This is a genomic window from Acidobacteriota bacterium, from assembly GCA_040754075.1.
Classification (GTDB): Bacteria; Acidobacteriota; Blastocatellia; order UBA7656; family UBA7656; genus JBFMDH01.
In genome coordinates this window covers 207,404-226,344 of sequence record JBFMDH010000006.1, presented here as the reverse complement: position 1 = coordinate 226,344, position 18,941 = coordinate 207,404, and the positions used below count along the sequence as shown (strand labels likewise).

Annotated in this window: 14 protein-coding genes; 3 read left to right on the top strand and 11 right to left on the bottom strand. The window is 48.7% G+C overall.

Annotation, left to right across the window (positions count from 1 at the left end; translation table 11 throughout):
• Positions 1-27 precede the first annotated feature (27 nt).
• Positions 28-888, bottom strand: a complete 861-nt coding sequence (locus AB1757_09175; protein MEW6127198.1) for a DUF4344 domain-containing metallopeptidase — start codon at positions 886-888, stop codon at positions 28-30.
• A 239-nt stretch (positions 889-1,127) separates the two neighbouring features.
• Between AB1757_09175 and AB1757_09170 the strand changes: the two genes are divergently transcribed.
• Together AB1757_09170 and AB1757_09165 are read left to right on the top strand one after the other, a co-directional pair.
• Positions 1,128-1,721 carry a NifU family protein gene (locus AB1757_09170; protein MEW6127197.1) on the top strand — a complete coding sequence of 198 codons (594 nt, stop codon included), beginning with the start codon at positions 1,128-1,130 and terminating at the stop codon, positions 1,719-1,721.
• A 109-nt stretch (positions 1,722-1,830) separates the two neighbouring features.
• Positions 1,831-3,138, top strand: coding sequence for an MFS transporter (locus AB1757_09165; GenBank protein ID MEW6127196.1), 1,308 nt, complete (start codon positions 1,831-1,833; stop codon positions 3,136-3,138).
• A gap of 222 nt (positions 3,139-3,360) precedes the next feature.
• Here AB1757_09165 and AB1757_09160 read toward each other — a convergent pair whose 3' ends face one another.
• From AB1757_09160 to greA, 9 genes are all read right to left on the bottom strand, one after another.
• The gene (locus tag AB1757_09160; protein MEW6127195.1) at positions 3,361-4,470 is read right to left on the bottom strand and encodes a M48 family metallopeptidase; all 1,110 of its coding nucleotides are present in this window, start codon (positions 4,468-4,470) and stop codon (positions 3,361-3,363) included.
• Between the two features lie 305 nt (positions 4,471-4,775).
• Complete coding sequence (locus AB1757_09155; protein ID MEW6127194.1) at positions 4,776-7,133, bottom strand: ATP-dependent Clp protease ATP-binding subunit; 2,358 nt, start codon at positions 7,131-7,133, stop codon at positions 4,776-4,778.
• A 7-nt stretch (positions 7,134-7,140) separates the two neighbouring features.
• Positions 7,141-7,575, bottom strand: coding sequence for a hypothetical protein (locus tag AB1757_09150; protein MEW6127193.1), 435 nt, complete (start codon positions 7,573-7,575; stop codon positions 7,141-7,143).
• A gap of 232 nt (positions 7,576-7,807) precedes the next feature.
• On the bottom strand, positions 7,808-8,641 hold the full coding sequence (locus AB1757_09145; protein MEW6127192.1) for a hypothetical protein: 834 nt from the start codon (positions 8,639-8,641) through the stop codon (positions 7,808-7,810).
• Positions 8,642-8,836: 195 nt separating this feature from the next.
• The gene (locus tag AB1757_09140; protein ID MEW6127191.1) at positions 8,837-9,331 is read right to left on the bottom strand and encodes an acetyl-CoA carboxylase biotin carboxyl carrier protein subunit; all 495 of its coding nucleotides are present in this window, start codon (positions 9,329-9,331) and stop codon (positions 8,837-8,839) included.
• A gap of 59 nt (positions 9,332-9,390) precedes the next feature.
• Entirely contained in the window at positions 9,391-10,908 is a 1,518-nt protein-coding gene (gene accC, locus AB1757_09135; protein ID MEW6127190.1) for an acetyl-CoA carboxylase biotin carboxylase subunit, read from the bottom strand.
• Between the two features lie 86 nt (positions 10,909-10,994).
• The gene (locus AB1757_09130; protein MEW6127189.1) at positions 10,995-11,828 is read right to left on the bottom strand and encodes a hypothetical protein; all 834 of its coding nucleotides are present in this window, start codon (positions 11,826-11,828) and stop codon (positions 10,995-10,997) included.
• A gap of 28 nt (positions 11,829-11,856) precedes the next feature.
• Entirely contained in the window at positions 11,857-12,564 is a 708-nt protein-coding gene (locus tag AB1757_09125; protein ID MEW6127188.1) for a CDP-alcohol phosphatidyltransferase family protein, read from the bottom strand.
• A 150-nt stretch (positions 12,565-12,714) separates the two neighbouring features.
• On the bottom strand, positions 12,715-13,182 hold the full coding sequence (greA, locus tag AB1757_09120; GenBank protein MEW6127187.1) for a transcription elongation factor GreA: 468 nt from the start codon (positions 13,180-13,182) through the stop codon (positions 12,715-12,717).
• A gap of 365 nt (positions 13,183-13,547) precedes the next feature.
• Here greA and AB1757_09115 point away from each other — a divergent pair, with 365 nt between their 5' ends.
• Positions 13,548-16,691, top strand: coding sequence for an ATP-binding protein (locus AB1757_09115; GenBank protein ID MEW6127186.1), 3,144 nt, complete (start codon positions 13,548-13,550; stop codon positions 16,689-16,691).
• 103 nt (positions 16,692-16,794) lie between these two features.
• Here the strand turns inward: AB1757_09115 and AB1757_09110 are convergent, their stop codons facing one another.
• Complete coding sequence (locus AB1757_09110; GenBank protein ID MEW6127185.1) at positions 16,795-18,897, bottom strand: alpha-galactosidase; 2,103 nt, start codon at positions 18,895-18,897, stop codon at positions 16,795-16,797.
• Between the last annotated feature and the right edge of the window lie 44 nt (positions 18,898-18,941).

Genomic DNA, 18,941 nt, shown 5'->3' with positions numbered 1-18,941 from the left:
AAAGTCAGTGCAGTGGATAACGTGATACTACTTTAAATGCGGCGCAAGCAACCGCGACCAACTTTTGCTGAGTTGCTCGAATTCATGTCCGCATTGTTCGGCGCGGTCTTCCGGCAAGACGCCGTCTTTGACAAAGCTTGCGTATCTCTTTTCATCGTGTCCATAGAGCCAGCAGATGAGATTATAAAATCGTTGAGCATTGAGTGAATGCTCATCCCAGAAAGGTAAATCTTCAATATCCGTGTCATCCTGTTCATGCTGGATAAGAAACATTCTTGCGGATGAGATAATGGCGGCTTCGCCTTCGTCCGTGCCATCGGCGAGAATGAAGGTAGAGAGTTGGTCAACTGCATCCTCTTCTTTGCCGGTAACCGGAAGGTCGAGTATATCAATCAAGGCGTGCCCGAGTTCATGATAGAACGTATGTAACAAGTCACCCATTACCGCTTCGTTCAATTCGGCAGCCGATTTGGTGTCGGGTTTAAATGCCGCTTCGATTTCAGCGAGATATTCATAGCAAAGTTGTATCTCGTGTTTTTCAGGATTGTAGAAGGCATTGGCTTCGCCACATTCAACTAAATAAATCGTCATATCAGTGGGCAAGATGATGCTGTCATTCAAATCAGCGGCAAGGTTTTCAAGCAATTTGATTTTTTTCAGGTTCTCTTGAAAACGCAGATGCGCCTTGTTTTTAACCGGCATATAGGCGAATTTGAATATGCCTTTGCCTTTTGCGGGCGCGGCTTTGGTTTGAAAATTCGGGCTAAGAGTTGTGGGCGGTTGATTGCCGGAATAGACGACGTTACTGAGCAGCAGGAACAGCAGTGAGCAAACCATCACGCTAACCCTGAGTGTTCGGAGTGAGGAAAAAACTGGCAATTTGTTCATACCAATATCCTGTTCGACGGCATTGACTTGTCAGACGATGACGAGTGATGGAGGTTTCCCGCTTAAAATATGCTACTGAGATTAAGGCGATTGATTCGATTACGGAAATTAAAACGGGCGAATGATAACACGGACAAAAAAGTTTGCAAGGAAAACGCGGCTTTTCGCAGCGATTTTTGAAAATAAGCCGCGCCGGTTATAATACAAGTTCGATTAATTTATTAAAGGAGCAATTAAAAATGAGTGCATCACCAAGCGATATTCGTATTAGAGCCGATGTCGACCAGGCGGACGCCAATGTTTGCCGCTTCACCGTTGACCGGCAGGTTTATGAAGGCGCAGCCGTATTTAACAATCGTGATGAAGCTAAACAGGATAAACTGGCGGTTAATCTATTCGCCATTCCCGGCGTTGCCAAAGTTGAATTGAATGATAATCAGGTGACCGTGACCAAGAGCGGTTTCGATGATTGGCGACAGGTTGGCAAACGCATCGGTTCGGCAATTCGCTTTTTCCTCAATCCGCCGCCGGAAATTCCCGCAGACCAGTTGCTCGCGCCCGATCAGTTGCGCAAACGCATTCAACAGATTCTCAATGAACAGATCAATCCGGGCGTCGCTTCACATGGCGGCTTTGTCGAACTCATTGACGTAACCGATAACAATGTCTTCCTGAGAATGGGCGGCGGGTGTCAGGGATGTGGCGCAGCGGATGTCACCTTGAAGATGGGCGTCGAGCGCTTGTTGCGCGAAGAAGTGCCGCAAATTCAAAACGTTTTCGATGCCACCGATCACGCTGCCGGGCAAAACCCATATTACACCGCGTCAAAATAACCTGAAGCCGTTTGGTTATTGTCTGTATTTTGTTCCTTGAGTTTGGTATTTTGTTGGGCGTTCAGCCCCAAAGCATGCAGCACAAATTACCAGACTCAAGGTTTCCTCAATGTCAACTACTGAAACGCAACTCTCCCTTCTTCCCGTTACCAAAAAAGAAATACTCGGCTGGTGCATGTACGATGTGGCGGATTCGGCATTCACCACGGTCATCGTCACCACCGCTTATGCGCTGTATTACGGCACTGTCGTCGTAGGCGATGCCGGTCGAGCAGACTTTCTTTGGGGACTGGGTGCCTCCATTTCAGAAGCGCTGGTTGCGGTGGTCGCACCGATACTTGGCGCGATTGCCGATTATTCGGGAAGCCGGAAAAAATTTCTCGCGGTTTGTGCTGTTACCATCACCCTGTTTACAGCCGCACTCTATTTTGTAGGTCCCGGCGCAGCCATTTTAGGATTGGGGTTATACATTATTGCCAATATCGGATTTGCCGGAGGCGGCGTGTTTATTGATAGCTTTTTACCCGGCATTTCCGATGAGTCAAATGCCGGACGCATCTCCGGTTTCAAATGGACGCTGGGTTATTTGAGCGGACTCGTTGCCACCGCTTTATGCCTGCCACTGGCGTACAACATTGTTGAAAACCCCAATCCTCAGCAACTCTCATTGGCGCGGTTGATTCCCGTAGTGATTGCCGCTTATTACGCGATTGCGGTGGTTCCGACATTTGTGTTCTTACGCGAACGCAGTATTCCTAAACCTTTACCTGCCGGTGAAACCTATTTGACGGTTGGTTTTCGTCAACTCAAACACACCCTCAAGCACATCAGCCGTTATCGTGAGCTTTTAAAATTGTTGATTGCCTTTCTCATCTACAACGATGGCGTGGTTACGGTAATCTATTTTGCCGCGCGCTATGCCAAAGAGACCGTAGGATTTGAATCGGCGGATATTCTCAAACTGTTTATCGTCATGAATGTCATTGCGGCAGCGGGCGCATTTGCATTTGGTTGGATAGCTGATCGCATCGGACAAAAAACGACGATAATGATTTCGCTGTGCATTTGGCTGGCGGCTGTGGTGCTTGCTTACTTTTCTTATTCAAAAGAGAGTTTTTATGTTGTCGCTACGTTTGCGGGAATCGGTATGGGGTCGTGTCAATCGGTGACCCGCAGTTTGGTTGCCTTGTTTACGCCGAAAGAAAATGCGGCGGAATTCTTCGGGTTTTTAGGCATTGCCGGCAAAGCTCTGGCATTTTTAGGACCATTGATTTTTGGTTCAATCTCAAACGCTACCGGCAGTCAACGTCCGGCAATTCTGGCTATCGGTTCATTCTTCATCGTCGGCATGATTGTCCTGTCATTCGTCAATGAAGCGCGTGGCAAAGCGGCAGCTAGAATTCCAGTTGACCGATAAACTGGTTTCAGGTCCGTGTAACTCTGCCTTTTTATTGAGGGTCTTCAACCAATGGCGCGGTCAAAGACCGCTTGCTCAACAGCAGATTTTTAGTTTGTTTTACCATCCCGTAGAAACCCACTTTTGCAATTCGCTTAGCACTCCCTGAAAGTAAAAAACCGGCTGCGCGATGTTTACGCAGCCGGTTACAGGATTAGGGAGAAGAGAACTAATGAAAAGAATTTACGGATTAGCCGGTGGCTTGGTGCCGTCGCTGTCGCGTCGCTTGAGAGTCGGGCGATCTTTCGGAGCTTCTTCTTCGGGTTTCGTCTGATTCGGGTCTTCGCCTTCTTTGCGTCGCTTGAGGGTCGGGCGTTTTTGTCCGTCGCCAGGTCGGTCTGCGCCATCAACGGTGCGCGCATTGGTAAGCGCCAGCAAACGATTTTTCACCTTGGTGAAATCCGACGTGTTGATGATGTATTCATCCTTATCGGGAAACTTGGTCACCAATCCGCGAACATGCTCAATGCGGTCAGGGGTTGGTGGATGGGTGCGGAAAAGTTTTGAAAGCGTGCCGGGTTTGTCTTTCTCTTTCTTTTCGAGTTTTTCAAAGAAATGCACAAAGCTGTTGGGGTCGTAACCGGCAGCCCAGGCATATTGTGAACCGAGCATATCGGCTTCGTTTTCTGCGCCGCGACTGAATCTGAGAAATGCCAGCGGCACACCAATCTGCGCTGCATTGTAAGCGATTGCCGCAAGTCCGCCTGACATGAAAATCAGCGGAATCATGGCATAGTTGGCAAGCGTCGCTTTTGAGTCCTGTTCGGTTCCGTGACGCGCGGCAACGTGAGCGATTTCATGCGCCATGACGCCGGCGATTTCGGCTTCGTTATCGGCAGCCAGAATCAAGCCTTTGTTGACATAGAAAAATCCGCCGGGCAGAGCAAAGGCGTTCACGTCATCGGAATCAAGCACTTTGATGGTGAACGGAACTTTGGCATCCGAGTGCAACACCAAGTTTTGACCAACGCGGTTGATGTATTCGGTAATCATCGGGTCGTCAATAAATTTGGCTTGCCGGTCAACCTGTGCGGCGAGTTGACGCCCAAGCGCGACCTCTTTTTCCAGTGAATAGAAATTGGGTAATACGCCTTTGTTGATGTTGCGTTTGCCAATCATTTCGGGATTTTCTTTATCGCCCAATTTGCTGTTGGATGAAGATTGCGCCGTCGTTTTGTTGGCATCTTTTGAATCTTTGGTGTCTTTTTTATCTTCAGCAAACAACGTGGCGGGAGAGCCGAGCAACGCCGCCAAGAGAAAAACGGCAACGCGTTTTAGAAGGCTTCTTTTCATGGTTAAAACTCCTTGGGATTGAGAACTACTTCGAGCCAGCACGGGCTAGTCCGCTCACACTATTTCAGTGTACCATAGGCGGCTTTTCAGTCAAAAGAACTTTCCGGTGATGCCAAAAAATTCGTTTCGGGTTGTCCCTGAGATGAAAAAGATATAATGGCGAGCATTTTTTGTTGTAAATATGCCAATGCAGAAATGATTTAAAGAAGTGCTGCCAAGCGGTTTGATGGAATACCACCCGCCAGCTTTGAGCAATACAATTTCTCAGCCAAGTGGTTTTCCGCATCAACTTAAAAAGTTTTTCTTTAGTGCTCGCTTTTGCTAACGCCATCTTTTTGCATAGCGACAATCACCGCCTGGTTTTCAACGCAAATGGTGACTTCCATGCGTGTGCCGCCGTTATGCTTATTGGCATGCAGGTTAGTGAAGGGGATTAAAATCGTCTCCTGCCAGATGCGTTCGAGTTGCGCGAGACTCTTGCGCTCGCGAGTCAGTTTTTCCGCAAAAAAACTCACCAAGGCATTATCAAGATGCACAATCACAGGCTGGGCGGCTTCCAGTCGCGCTTTCAACGATTCAAGTCTTTCGCCGATGATTTTTTCAGTTGCGGCGCGGTCGAGAACCTGAAACTCGATGACTTCATCGATTGCTGCCGCCAGGGTTTCGGTTAAATTGTACGCGGAACCGCGTTCACGCAAGCGCAAACTGCCCGACATTTTCAAATTGCCGGTAAGCGGTCGCGCCTCGCTTTCATCGCTATGCGGGTGAAACCCGACCGGCGTGTATTTGTTACTTTCGCTGATTTGCGAAAGCGCCATAATAACCGTTGTGTTGGAAAGCGAAATGCGCGCGCCCGTAGCGTCCGTGAAACTGCCCTGCTCAAACGCTTCACCTAAAAATTGCTGAACCACCGGGTGCGCCAAATCGACATTGCGAAAATAGAGAACCGAATGCGGGTTGTCTTCGGCGGCTTTCGATAACAATCCGCTGCGGTCGCCGTAGCCGACATAACCGGGTTCCGCGCCGATAAGCCGCGCCAACGACCAGTTTTCGCTGAACTGGCTCATATCGAAATCAACCATTTTTTTCGACGAGCCATACAAAAATTTCGCCAGCGCAATCGCCATTTCATGTTTACCCGCACCTTCGACGCCGACGAAAAGAAAGACGCCATCAGGTCTTTCGGGACGCAGTTCCAGACGCAATTTTGCGATGCGCACGACGCGGGCAATATCACGCGCCGCGCGCGCTTGTCCGGGCACTGCGGCGTTCAAAAAATCTTCCAATCGTTCCAATCGCTCCGCCGGGTCTTCGTCCATAATTTCAAGCGGCAAACCTGTGGTTTCCGAAAGCGCTTCGGTGACGCAATCCCGCGATAAATTTTCATGTCCGGCAAGTGTGGCTTTGGCGGCAGCTTTGTCCATCAGGTCAAAAGCTTTGTCGGGAAAACTGCGCGAATGCAGATAACGGTCAGCAAGGTCAACAATCAACGCGACCGCCGCATCGTTGATTTTGATGCCGTGATGATTTTCAAATGCAACGCGCGCCTGCATCAAAATGTGCTTGGTCTCTTCAAGCGATGGCTCTTCAATGGTGATGGTGCTGAACCTGCGGGCAAGCGCTTCATCACGCGCGATGTATTTGTAATATTCGGAAAGCGTGGTCGCGCCGATGCAGGTGATGTCGCCTTTTGAAAGCGATGATTTGAGCAGGTTGGCAATATCGCCGACGCCGCCCGCGCCCCCTGCATTGAGCAGCGTGTGAATTTCATCGAAGAATAAAATGACATCGCCGGCGCGTTTGACCTCTTCAATCAAGCATTTCAAACGCTCTTCGATATCGCCGGAATATTTCGCGTCGGCAAGCAAACGCAGGCGTGAAACTTCAAGCACCCGTTTGCCTTTCAGTCTCGCGGGGGCATTGCCCGCGCGCAAACGCGCCGCGACCGCCGTAACTAATGCGGTTTTGCCGACGCCGGGTTTGCCGATTAACAACGGATTGTTTTTAAGTTTGCGACAAAGGGTTTCCAAAACCGCGGTCATTTCGCGGTCGCGCCCGACAAATTGATGCGCAGAATCAATCAACGATTCTTCGGCAAGGTCTGAACAAAATTCACCCAGAACGCCTGTGAGTTGCGGCTTGGTTGCCACTTGATTTTGCGGTTCCGGCGCCAAATCAATTTCATACGCTTGAGGCGTGAACGTTGGTTGTTGCCGCTTTTCAATTTTGCCAAGCGAAATGGATTGAAATTTTTTCTCAATATCGGCAAGCGCAACATCACGCAAGGTAGCGTCAAACAAGGCTTCTTTGACATGGTCACTTTCCATCGCCGCGTGTAATAAATCGAGAGGCGAAACCGTGGCTTTGCCTGATAAACGCGCGACTTCATTGGCTTCACCGATAACTTTTTGCGTTTCTTTAGTGATGGTTATGGAATCGCCTTGATGTGGAAACCGCGCGCTCAGGGTTTCGTGTGCGGTTTGCAAAAGCCTGGCCGGTTCCTTGCTGACATTTTCCGACGTCGCCATCAGATATTCGAGCAACGCCACCATCAAATGAAGTGGCGTCAGCACGCCACCTTTCCATAACGCCAGCCGTTTAGCGTTTTCTAAGGCTTCGCGCGTCTCTTCACTCAATGAATTCAGCAGTTGCTCTTTTGACATTGCAGGTTTATTGAATGGTTTCAGATGACATCAACGATTGTTCGTTGGACAGGTCTGAAACCGTGAGAATCTGTTCGGCAAACACATTTGAATTAATCAGCGATTGAATTACATAATTGCCCGCCGCCGGAAAAGTAATATTGGCAAACAACGTCACATTATCGGCAAAGCCATTTGCCGGAACCTCAAAAGCAGAAGGCGACGAAACCGCGATGGGTTGAACACGGTCAGGCGCGAGAATGCGAACTTCGGAAAGAAATTGCCCCTCGCCTGACCAATGATTCAATATCACCAGTTTCAAAAGCGTGATTGGCAATTGCGGAACTTGAATGGCATAAAACAGACCCATCAAACTCAGTTTATGATTGATTTCCAACCGCACATCTTCGCAAAGCAAAGTGTAATGCAAATGTAGATTCAAGACGTCTTTTTGTGCAGACATAATTTTCCTTTCATATTAAGGGCTTACTATCTCACGCTGGACTTGCCGATTCAAGAAGATAGATTGGCTTAAAAACTGCGGGGGAGTCCGTCAGGGTTTTAAAGAGAAAAAGCGAAGGCAAATAATAACCGTATAAAAAGAATAAAGTCGCAAGGCACTTTGCCTTGCGACTTTGAATAACCATCCGCACTCAGAGAAAACTCAGTGGCGCTGTCTTTATTTTATTGACAGTTTACCAACGCCAACCACCACGTCTGACGCTACGGAAACCTTCATCATAAGCCCGGGCATAGCCTTCCCGATAAGCTTGTTTGTAGAACTCTTTGTTGCCATATTCCGAACGATAACCTCTGTCTGCGTCGCGGAATCTATCGGCATCCTGATAGTTGTACTGCCGATTGCGTTCGGCATCTTCTTTGCCGTGTTTGAAGGCGTCGTTATAAGCGTTTTGCGCCGCGATACGCATAATCTCATCACGATTGTAACGTGAACCCGGATTATAGCCGCCATTATAGCCGCCGTTGTAGCCACCATTGTAACCGCCGCGATTGTAATAATCGTCATCATCATATTTGAATCGCGGGTAAACATCTTTCATTCTCGCGCCCAACACTTGTTCGATGTCGCGACGTGTAAATCGACATTCGCGATAATTGGTGGCATCTCTGAAACCGGCTTCATATCCTCTGCGGAAACTGTCGCGATAATCATCACGGTTGCCCATCCAGTTGAACCAACCGTTTAAATCATCTCTGAACCCCGCTTGATTTCGGTGGTCTCTCGAATAGGAACCCCTGCCATATGAATAGCGATAGGATTCCTGAACCTCTGCATATGCCAGGCGATAACCGAACATTTGCGCGAAAGCTTTGGTGCGCTCTTTCGTCCAGTTGCTGCGAAAATCGCCTCTGCCGTAACGGTCATTATAGCGGTCACGTCCCCAGCGATCATCATCACGATTTTGTCCCCATCGCTCGTTGTAGGTTTGTGCATTTGCGCTCAGCGCGATTGTGAAGAGCGCAATCAAAGTAATCGTCGATTTTTTTAACAAGCTGTAATATCCCATCTTTATCTTCCCTCCTTGCCTGGCAAACTTTGTTTGCGGCGACAAGTGAAATAACAACCGGCGTGCCAGAGCGCAAAAAGAATTAACCTGATAAAAAAAGCCAATAAAAATGCAGGTTTTTGAAACAAGCGGGATTTTAAGGTAGATTTTTCAAACACTAATTCGGCATGAGGTTAAACGAAATGGTATGGCAAGTTATTCGACAATGGCGAGAATTTGACCGGCGGCAACGGCTTCGCCTTCATTGACGCGAATCTCTGTAACGCGACCGGCTTTCGGCGATTTGATTTCATTCTGCATCTTCATGGCTTCAACCACCACCACACCTTGTCCCGATTCGACTTCATCATCAACCTTTAGAATCACCCGAACCACTTTACCGGGCATGGGTGCAACCAGTTGTTGGCGTCCATCTTCATGGTGTTGCGCACCTGCGCGCAGGTGTTTGCGGTCAACGATAGTTGCCGCGAAATTTTTGCCGCGCAGCGAAACTTTTAGCGATTGATTATCACCATCGGCAACACGAGCTTCGTAAATTTTATCGCCGACAAAAAGCAGATAAACACCATCTTCGGGATATCCCACCTCGATTTCATAATTGCGCTCGCCGATTTTAGCAAAGACGCGCCCGTCTTGTTCATTAAGTTCCAGACTGATTGCTTGACTGTCGATTTCGGTTTCGTATTTCATTTTAGGATTCGGGATTCAGGGAAAACTTGAATCATCATTTCTGAATATATATTCAAAATCTAAAATCGTCTTTGCGCGACGCGCCCGCTCATTTTCCAACGGCTTTCACTCTGTTGAGGATTGGCTTGCTTGATTTGTTGCGCTTTGGCTTTAGTGTGTAAAACCGCCGCCAGGCTTGCTAAATCGCGCAACTCGGTTTGCGTAGCATCGAGGCTTTCATTATCGTCACTGTTTTTTTGATTCAAATAGCAGTCAATAAAACCGGTGTCGAACTCAGCTTGACGGAAGGCGTCGTTTTGCGTGATGGCTTTGAAAAACGGCAAAGTGGTTTTAATACCTTCTATGGCGTATTCATCAAGCGCCCGCTCCAGACGATTGATTGCCGCATCGCGGGTTTCTGCCCACACGCAGAATTTCGCAAGCAGCGAATCGTAATACACCGGCACTTCCCAACCTTCATACACACCGCTGTCATCGCGCACGCCGGGACCCGACGGGCGGGTGATTTTATTGATGCGTCCGGGACTCGGCAAAAAATTATTATCGGGGTCTTCGGCATAGATGCGGCATTCAATCGCTGCGCCGCGCATCACGATTTCATCCTGGGTGAAAGCGAGCTGTTCGCCTGCCGCCACGCGAATCTGTTCGTGAACCAGATCGCGCCCGGTGACCAGTTCGGTAACCGGATGCTCGACCTGCAACCGCGTGTTCATTTCCAGAAAGTAAAAATTTTTTTCCTGATCAACCAGAAATTCAATCGTCCCGGCGTTGTAATAACCGGCAGCGCGAGCTATCTCGACAGCCGCTTCACCCATACGTTTTCGCAAACCCGCATCAACCACCGGCGAAGGACATTCTTCGACAACTTTTTGATGACGGCGTTGCAAGGAACATTCGCGTTCGCCGAGATAAACCAGATTGCCATAACGGTCGCCAATCAATTGAATCTCGATGTGACGCGGGCGTTCGATATATTTTTCAATGTACACGGAAGCATCTTTGAAACTCGACAGGGCTTCGGATTGCGCCATCGAAATCGCCGCCGCAATTTCCTCGCGTGACCGCACCAGGCGCATGCCTTTGCCGCCGCCCCCGGCTGCGGCTTTAAGCATGACCGGGTAGCCAATGTTATCAGCGATTGCGATAGCTTCTTCGACGGATTCAATCGCCGATGTCGTACCGGGAACCACCGGCGCATTGGCGTTTTGCGCGGCGATGCGGGCGCTGGTTTTGGAACCCATCAGTCGCATAGCTGATGCGGGCGGGCCAATCAAGGTCAGTCCGGCTTGTTCGACAGTGTCGGCAAAAACGGCGTTTTCAGATAAAAACCCGTAGCCCGGATGAATCGCTTCCGCGCCTGTGCGTTTTGCCGCATCAATAATTTTTTCAATCACCAGATAGCTTTCGCTCGATGGCGCTGCGCCAATATGCACGGCTTCATCGCAGACGCGAACGTGAAGCGAAGCGCGGTCAACGTCCGAATAAACGGCAACCGGCGAAATGTTCATTTCACGACAAGCGCGGGCGATGCGCACGGCGATTTCTCCGCGATTGGCTATCAAAATTTTTTTGAACATAGGTTGTTAAATTGATGCTCGGATGAATGAAAAAAGGCGAGCCTCGTGTGCCCGCCTCTTTATCAAACATTATCTACCTCAAAAATCTACTTCGCTGACGTTTTAATTAATAATTGACCTTTTAATTCCGCTGCTGTGTAAAACACCCCATCCCGCATGATGATATCGTCATCCGTATTCGGCAGTTCATCAGGCCCGTTTGAGCGTAATTCAAAATTATTCCAGCCTAACCCCTGAGTTAAGATTAAGGATTTATCATTTCCTTTCCGCTGAGTAACATTGGTGGCTATGCCATCTGTAAAACCGGTATAAGAAATGTTATGTTCCCAGTAATCAAGCGGCAATTGTTCTTTGGCAAATTTTCTCAGTTCTTGTTCGTCTTTTGGATAGGAGCCATTTACCAGTTTAAAAGCTTCAAGAAAAGCTGCTTTGCGATGAATCGCCGCCATTGATGCCGCCTCTTTTTTAATGCGCCGGTTTTCCAAAAGTCTTGGAATGTAAGCGACAGCAAAACCTGCAATGACGAAACTCGCGATTAAGGTCAAAGCAAAGGTTGGCATTAAAACTTTGTAACCGCCGAATTGTTCGGGATTTTTTCGCGAGCGTTGCAATGAACGCCAGGTGTACCAGATGACCGGGATGGCTCCGATAGCAAAAAATTTGGTAAAGACCAGTGCTGCGGTAATGACGACAGCCAGCAATCCAAAGGTATTCATGACGTGACCGTAGCTTTTAATTTGCACGGGTTTTTCATCAAGAGGTGCGCCGACAAACTTCGCGCCGCAATTGCATTCCAGAACATCGCGTTTAATCTCTTTACCGCAACATGGACAAAGCATTCTGAGTCCGCTCCTGTAATCAACTGTGGTGTTTTTCAATTTCAAAGTTCCCATAACGATGAATGGCTTTCTTGCCTTCATCGAAAAATTATTAGGGTAATTTCAATCATCAATTTTGAACAGAATAATCTGCCCGGATAACTTTTTCGTTCGCTTGCGCGGCTCTCAACTTAACCTGCGCCGCTTCGACTTTGGCGCGGTCGGCTTCTCTCAGTTCACGGTAGGTATGATAAATCCGATGTACTACCGTCCAATGTGAAAGCACCGCAATCACCCACAAAACCTGCGGCATCTTGTGCAGGAAATAACTCTGTGGCCCGATTTCCGTAAGCGAACCGATAATCAGTAATACGACGCGCTCTGGTCTTTCCAAAAATCCAACCTTGCAGGCAATGTCTAAAGATTCGGCGCGGGCGCGCGAATAACTCACCATCACCGAACCAACGAGCGCCAGTCCCGTGAGCGCCACCAGCAATGTCGAATGCGCGACCGTATCCCGCGCATAAAAAATCATAATGCCAACGTAGACGATAATGTCCGAATAACGGTCTAGCGTTGAATCAAAGAACGCGCCGAACTGGGTAACCCGACCGCGCAGCCGCGCCACCTGTCCGTCCAACATATCAAAGAGATTGGCGAAGATCATTAACAGACCCGCCGCAAAAAACTTGCCATACCCGTATAATGTCGCGCAGCCGATATTGATCAGTAATCCGATAAAGGTCAGCACGTTCGGGTTGATACGACTGCGAGCGAGCGTTCGCACGATGGCATCTATTATGCGTTTGCACGCTGCCCCGATGGCTTCACTAATCATTTTTAATCCTCACTCATTTCGGCATAACACGCTCGCGTAGCCGCGCTACTATGGCAAACGCTACCGCTGATTGTCAAGCAATTCCAAACCGCGGTTCAGATGCGAAAACACAGGCTTTCGATGCAATCAGGTAAAGATTTTTCAGGTCGTTCACGCATCGTGAATGGTAATGAGTTTAACCACCTCGAAACGGCGTTTGCCCGAAGGTGTGGTAATTTCGGTTTCATCGCCTGCCTGTTTGCCCATCAAGCCGCGACCAATCGGTGAGGTCGTGGAAATTTTATTCTGATTGATGTCTGCATCTTCAGCCATCACCAGCGTGTAAGTAACCTCGTCGCCACTATCAATATCATAAAGCTCGACGGTCGAGCCGTAAGCGATGCGGTCTTTGGGAAGACGCGACAGGTCAATCATCGCCAGATCGCCCAGACGTTTGCGCAAATTGGCGATGCGGGCGCGAACATAATCCTGACGATTGCGCGCCGATTCATATTCGGCATTTTCAGATAAATCGCCAAGCGCGACGGCTTTTTTTAACTCCTGAGGAATCTCGGTTCTCAGTTCCGTTTCCAGTTGTTTAAGCTCTTCTTGGATTTTTTGTTTCAGTTCGTCTGTCATAGCAAAAAATATCCACCGCTTCCGAATTTAATACTTGATGCAATTAAATTAATAAAAAGACCTCGATTTTAGAAATGAATTGAATTAAACAAGCCGCTTTGCCGCGCCGCCTGTCATAAAGGAGAGGTGTCTTTTTTGATTAAAACCACGTTCGTTTCGCTTGCTCATAACGTCAGTAGTTTATATCCAGACAATGAGAACTAACAAGTGGCGTTTCACATTCCGCTATGCCTGATAGCGTGGTAGGATACGAGCGCCGAACCCATAATTGACGCTCATCAGTTGAGGGGGTAGAATCTGGCTGGTTAGCAGGACGAAATTTTCATAGAGAGATACTCCTTCTTCCGTCCCCAAAAACAAATCATATGCAAACAGCAAAAGAGCCGAAATTGATAGATATTTTTGACGAAATCGCGCGCGGGTCAAACCTTGACCAGGCATTAACCTTGATTGCGCAAAAGGCGGCTACGGATTTGAAAGCCCCGGCGTGCAAAATCTGGGTCGTCAAACATGGAGATATTTGCGAACGCTGTCCGCTTGCGGAAATCTGCACCAACCGGCAAATGTGTTTGCATCTGATTGCCGCTTCGGGCACCAACCTGGAAAAAGAATATCCCCGCATTCCACTTGCCATTTTGAATACCTCTTTAATCGTGCGCGGCGGCATTGCCGACTTCAAAGATAATAGTCTTTCCGGCGATAAATTATTTGGCATTCAGCGCGATGAATACCGCAGCGCCCAATCCAGCTATGCGCTTTATCCTTTGCGCGGCATTTCCGGCACCGTCGGCTTACTGGGCGTGTTCAGCGATACCGAACTGGAAGTTGAAAGCATTGATACCCTCGCGCAACTTTCGCCGCTGGCGGTCGCGGCAATCCGCATTGCCGAATTGCAGGCGAAATGTGAATCGCTGCGCTTACAGGTCGAGAAAGAGGCGACTGCCCCCTCCGGAGTTTTTGAAAAACGGGTTCAGGAGTTGGAAGAAGCCAACCACCAACTGAAAAACGAACTCAATAAATTACATGCCGAATACGATGAATTGAATAAATTACGCAGCCAATATGATGACCTCATTCGCCAGAAAGAAGAGAGCGAAAATCGCCTGAAGCAATTGGAAAAAGATAATGCCCATCTGCAACAGATTGTCAGTTGGGATGCGCCGCAAAAATCCAAAGAAGGGCAAAGCGAATCTGCATCGAGCACAACAGAAACTGCAAATGAGCCTGCATCGGAAAATCCTGCGGAATCGGCGAATGCATCATCAACCGAGTCAAACGCGACTGCCGAAAATGTGCAAGAGCTTGAAACGCGACTTGCCGCTTTGGAAACCAGCGAACAGGAATTGCGCGACCGGCAGTCGTCATTGCTTGAACAACTTGCCAACCTTACCGGCGCATTGCAATCGGCTGAAGAGAGCAAAAGCAAACTCGAACAAGACCTGGCAAACGCCTCGTCAGCATCTCGCGAAGAGATAGAAAATCTGCGCCAGGCGCTTGAGCAGTTTGAAACTGACAAAACCAATTTCTTCACCGAAAGAGAACGCCTGCAAAATGAACTGGCTGAAATGCAACTTGCCAACACCAGTCTGAAAGAGGAAATTTCCCGACTCAATGAGGTCAACAAAACCGTAAGCGATAACCTTGCAGAGGTCGAAGCTAAGCTTACCGAACAGAGCAAAATTTCCAATGAAGAACTGGAAGCCAAACTGGCGCATACCGAAGCCCAACTCGAAGAACAAACCAGAGCCTTGATTGAAAAGCTTGAGCGAGCTGAATCACAGGTCAGCGAACTAAGCGGCAAGTTTGAAGAAAGCGCCAAAGCGACCGAACGCATTGCCGAACTCGAACAGGAAAACGCGGCGCTCAAAGATGAAAAATCGCAATTGGAAGATGCCGTAAAAACCCTTGATTTAATCGTGCCGCGACTCGAAGAAACGACGACTAATTTACGCAATCGCATCGAACTCAATGAACGATTGCGCACCAACGTCGAACATAAAAACCGCGATTTGATGTTGGAAAATCAGCGGCTCAAACTGAAAGAACAAGCCGAACTCAAGATGTTCGCCAACCTCTCGCATGAACTGCGCACCCCGGTCAATTCGGTTATCGGTTTTACCTCGCTGATTCTTGACGACGCGACAACCAACCTCTCCGAAAAGCACCGGCACAACCTTGAACGGGTGTTGAAAAATTCCCGCAACCTCGCCGATTTTCTCAATAACATTCTCGATTACTCGAAGATTGAAGCAGGATTGATGGATGTTTATGCCGAATCCACAAGCCTGAAAGATGTCGTCGAACGCGCCCTTGAGGTTGCCGAAGGATTGCGCGAGCAGGACGAGGTGAAACTCAACGCTGAATTTGATGAAGATTTACCAGCCATTCGCACGGATAAAACCAAACTGCAACAGATTCTTTTAAACCTGTTATCGAACGCCATCAAATTCACCAGTCAGGGTGAAATCAAAGTTAAGGTTATGAATGTCGGTGACGGTCGGATTCGCCTTGCCGTGAGCGATACCGGCATCGGCATATCGGAAGCCGAAATCCCGCGAATTTTTGAAGAGTTTCGCCAGTTGCCGCCGGCGCAATATTCGACCAAAGCCGGTAGCGGTCTGGGACTTGCCATCACCAGACGATTAGTCGTTTTACTCGGTGGTGATATTGCGGTAAGCAGTAAGGTTGGTGAAGGCTCAACCTTCACGATTACCTTGCCGCCCGAAATTGAATCAAGCGTCGCACCGGCAGCCGAAACCGAAGGGCAGATTGTTGACCCGGAACGCACGGCGCTGGTCATCAGTCAGGACGCCGCGACGCTCTATTTGATTAGAAAATATCTTTCCGATATTGGCTATTCGGCAGCCACGACCAGCAATCCGGTGCACGCTTTTGAACTTGTGCGCATTGCCAAACCGTCATTGATTGCTTTTGATTTGGACGGTTTTGAAAATCCTATCGCCTCGATTACCCAGATTGCCGAGCATAAAGATGCGGGAAATCTGCTGGCGTTTTCCAATAATCCGGAATTTGAACGGCGCTCGTTGAAATCGGGAGCCGATAAATTCGTGCAAAAACCCTTGAGTCGCGCTGCCCTTCTGGAAATCCTCGAACATCCGAGCGCCCCGAAAGAAGATTTCATTCTCGTGGTTGATGACGACCCGGACGCGCTGGAAATTACCCGGACGATGCTGGAGGGTCGCGGACATTTGGTCAAAACTGCTAAAGACGGACTCGAAGCCATCAGTGAAATCAATCGTCATACGCCGGCGGCAGTGGTGCTCGATTTGATGATGCCGCAGATGGATGGCATCGAAGTCGCTTATCTGTTGCAGACCAATCCGCGATGGTGCGAGATTCCGATTGTCTTACTCACGGCGCGCGATTTATCGAATGAAGAACGCGCTGCGCTCAATTACAAATCGGTTCAGGTGATTCATAAAGGCGCGTTCAGTCGCGAAGAGTTGATTGCGGCAATGAGCGAGGCAGTTGGCAGAAATCATCAATAAGATTTTTGTGACCATCACAAATTTATTTGCTTAAAAGGGATTGCCGCAAACAATCCCTTTTAACAAACAATCCCTTTTTAATTTCAGGATTCATGAACCGCCTTTATTCTATTGGCTCAACATACAACAGCGCAGAAAGACGGGTGCGCGGAAATTCCAGAGATACGCCTTTGTTGACGAGTTTGCTGCCTTTCATCATCACCTGAGTCCCTGTATCCGCATCCTTGATGAGATAGGTCTTTTCCGGGTCAAGCAGTTTCAAAGCCAGGCGGGCAGTGAAATCATTTTGATTATCCCAACGAAACAGCAAAATGCCTGCGCGCTCCCGGGTGCGGTCATAGAAGGTGATGCCGGTTAAATCTTTGCCGGTCGAGGGCGGGTTGATTTCGTAAAGCCGGTTCAGCTTAATCGCATTCAACTCTCTGTAAGCGGCGATTTCTTGCAGGATGACGCTTTTTTGTGAATCGGAAATTTTACTGAGGTCAGATGAAATGCCCCAGGTGCCCAGCATGGCGCTGCGACAATAGTAACGGGTCAATTCCTTATCGTTTTGCGGCAACCGGTCAAAGTTATTGGTGAAGTGATAGGCTTGCCAGGGAAATAGAAATTCCAGAGCGCCGAGCACCGTGGTGAGATTGAACTTCGCATGAACCATGCCACTATCCTGGCTATCGGACAACCAGATGGCTTGCGATGAGAGCGCCGTCAGTTCGTTAATCATGCGCCCGCCATTCAAACAGTTTTCAATCGCCAGATAAGGATTATCGCGGCGCACCTCGCGCAAGGCATTTTGAAAAGCCACGACGTTTTTCATCAAGCCGTTTTCCGAAACTTCATTGAAAATATACTGGTCATATTTCCACCAACTCATTGCATAACGCGAGCGCAAATCGGTGACATGATTTTTAAGAATCGCGGTGAAATCGTTGCCCGCCAGATCAATCAGATAACCGTCAACCCGATTGTTGAAAAAGCCCAAATCGTCCATCACTGCCGGGGCATTTTCGATGGATGCGTCAATTAATTGCGGGCAGGTCCACAGTCCCGTGGCAGCGCCCTTTCCCTGAGCCGCGGTCAACAAATTTTCAAGTTCCCCGGAATTGAATTTTGTTGGATGAGGATTCCAGAGTCCGGTTTTATCATACCAACCGAAATCGAGAATCAAATTCTCGAAGCCATAATCATCCATCGCTTCGACTTGTCTGTGAAGAAACGCTCCGGTGATTTCCGAAAAGGTTGCATACCAGTAATTGTAATTGAGCGGAAACGAGGGTTGCGGGCCGCCGTAGAGGCGACGGCTGACGATGCCGCGTTGAAACATCCAACTTTGCCGGTTGAGCGCGTCTGTGGTTGTGGTTGTCGGCGTGACCCAGAGTGCAGGCCCTTCGATGGCTTCGCCGGGCGCGAGATTCAATTGGGTTTCAGCTTGTGGCAGACGAACATTGAATGCCACCCCTTGAGTGTTGCCGGTGAGCGTGGCTTCCCAACCGCCGCACCATTCAATGCCAAAAAACGTCTGTTGCTCGCTGCCTTTGATAACCCAGTAAGGATTGACCGCTTCATAGAAACCGTCGGAACTGTGCAGGTGGCTGCCGAATGAAATATGGGTGCGATTATTCAAGGCTTTTTCATTGGCTTCAAAAGAGAGCGCCGTCCACCACCTTACGGATTCCGGCTGATCATTCATTTGCCAGTTGGCATGCCAACCGGGAAACCACTTAATGCCAAGCGCCTGGTAGCCGCCATTTTCCATGCGCACTTTGGTGCGAAAAATCGCGCCGACACGCGCCAACTCGACAATCCAGGTTAAACGCAACCCGTCGTTTAATTCTCTGGTGGCTTGGGCGCGATAGAAATTTTTGTCGGAACTGAGTTGCCATGAAATGGGCGACGGCGAATGCGGTATAAATTTTTCCGGCACCCAATTGTTCAAATCGTCTGACGCCATAGTGTCCGTAAAAATAGGCTGTTGGGTACGCGACCAAACGGCTTTTTCAATAACCGGAATGCCATTGGGTGAAGCCCCCAGCGTCAAACATAATTTTTTATTACTCAATTCTTCGGCTTGAACCGCAATGGGCGAAAAAATAACCCCCAAGAGTAAACCTAAGCCCGCAAGGAAATGGCTTTTATAGTTGAACCTGACAGTAACGAAAAACAACCCGGGGTTCGTAAAAAAAGACTCAGAGGATGTTTTCTTATGCATTCAATTCTTCTCCTGGCAGAATGGTTAAGGTATTCAGATTGGCA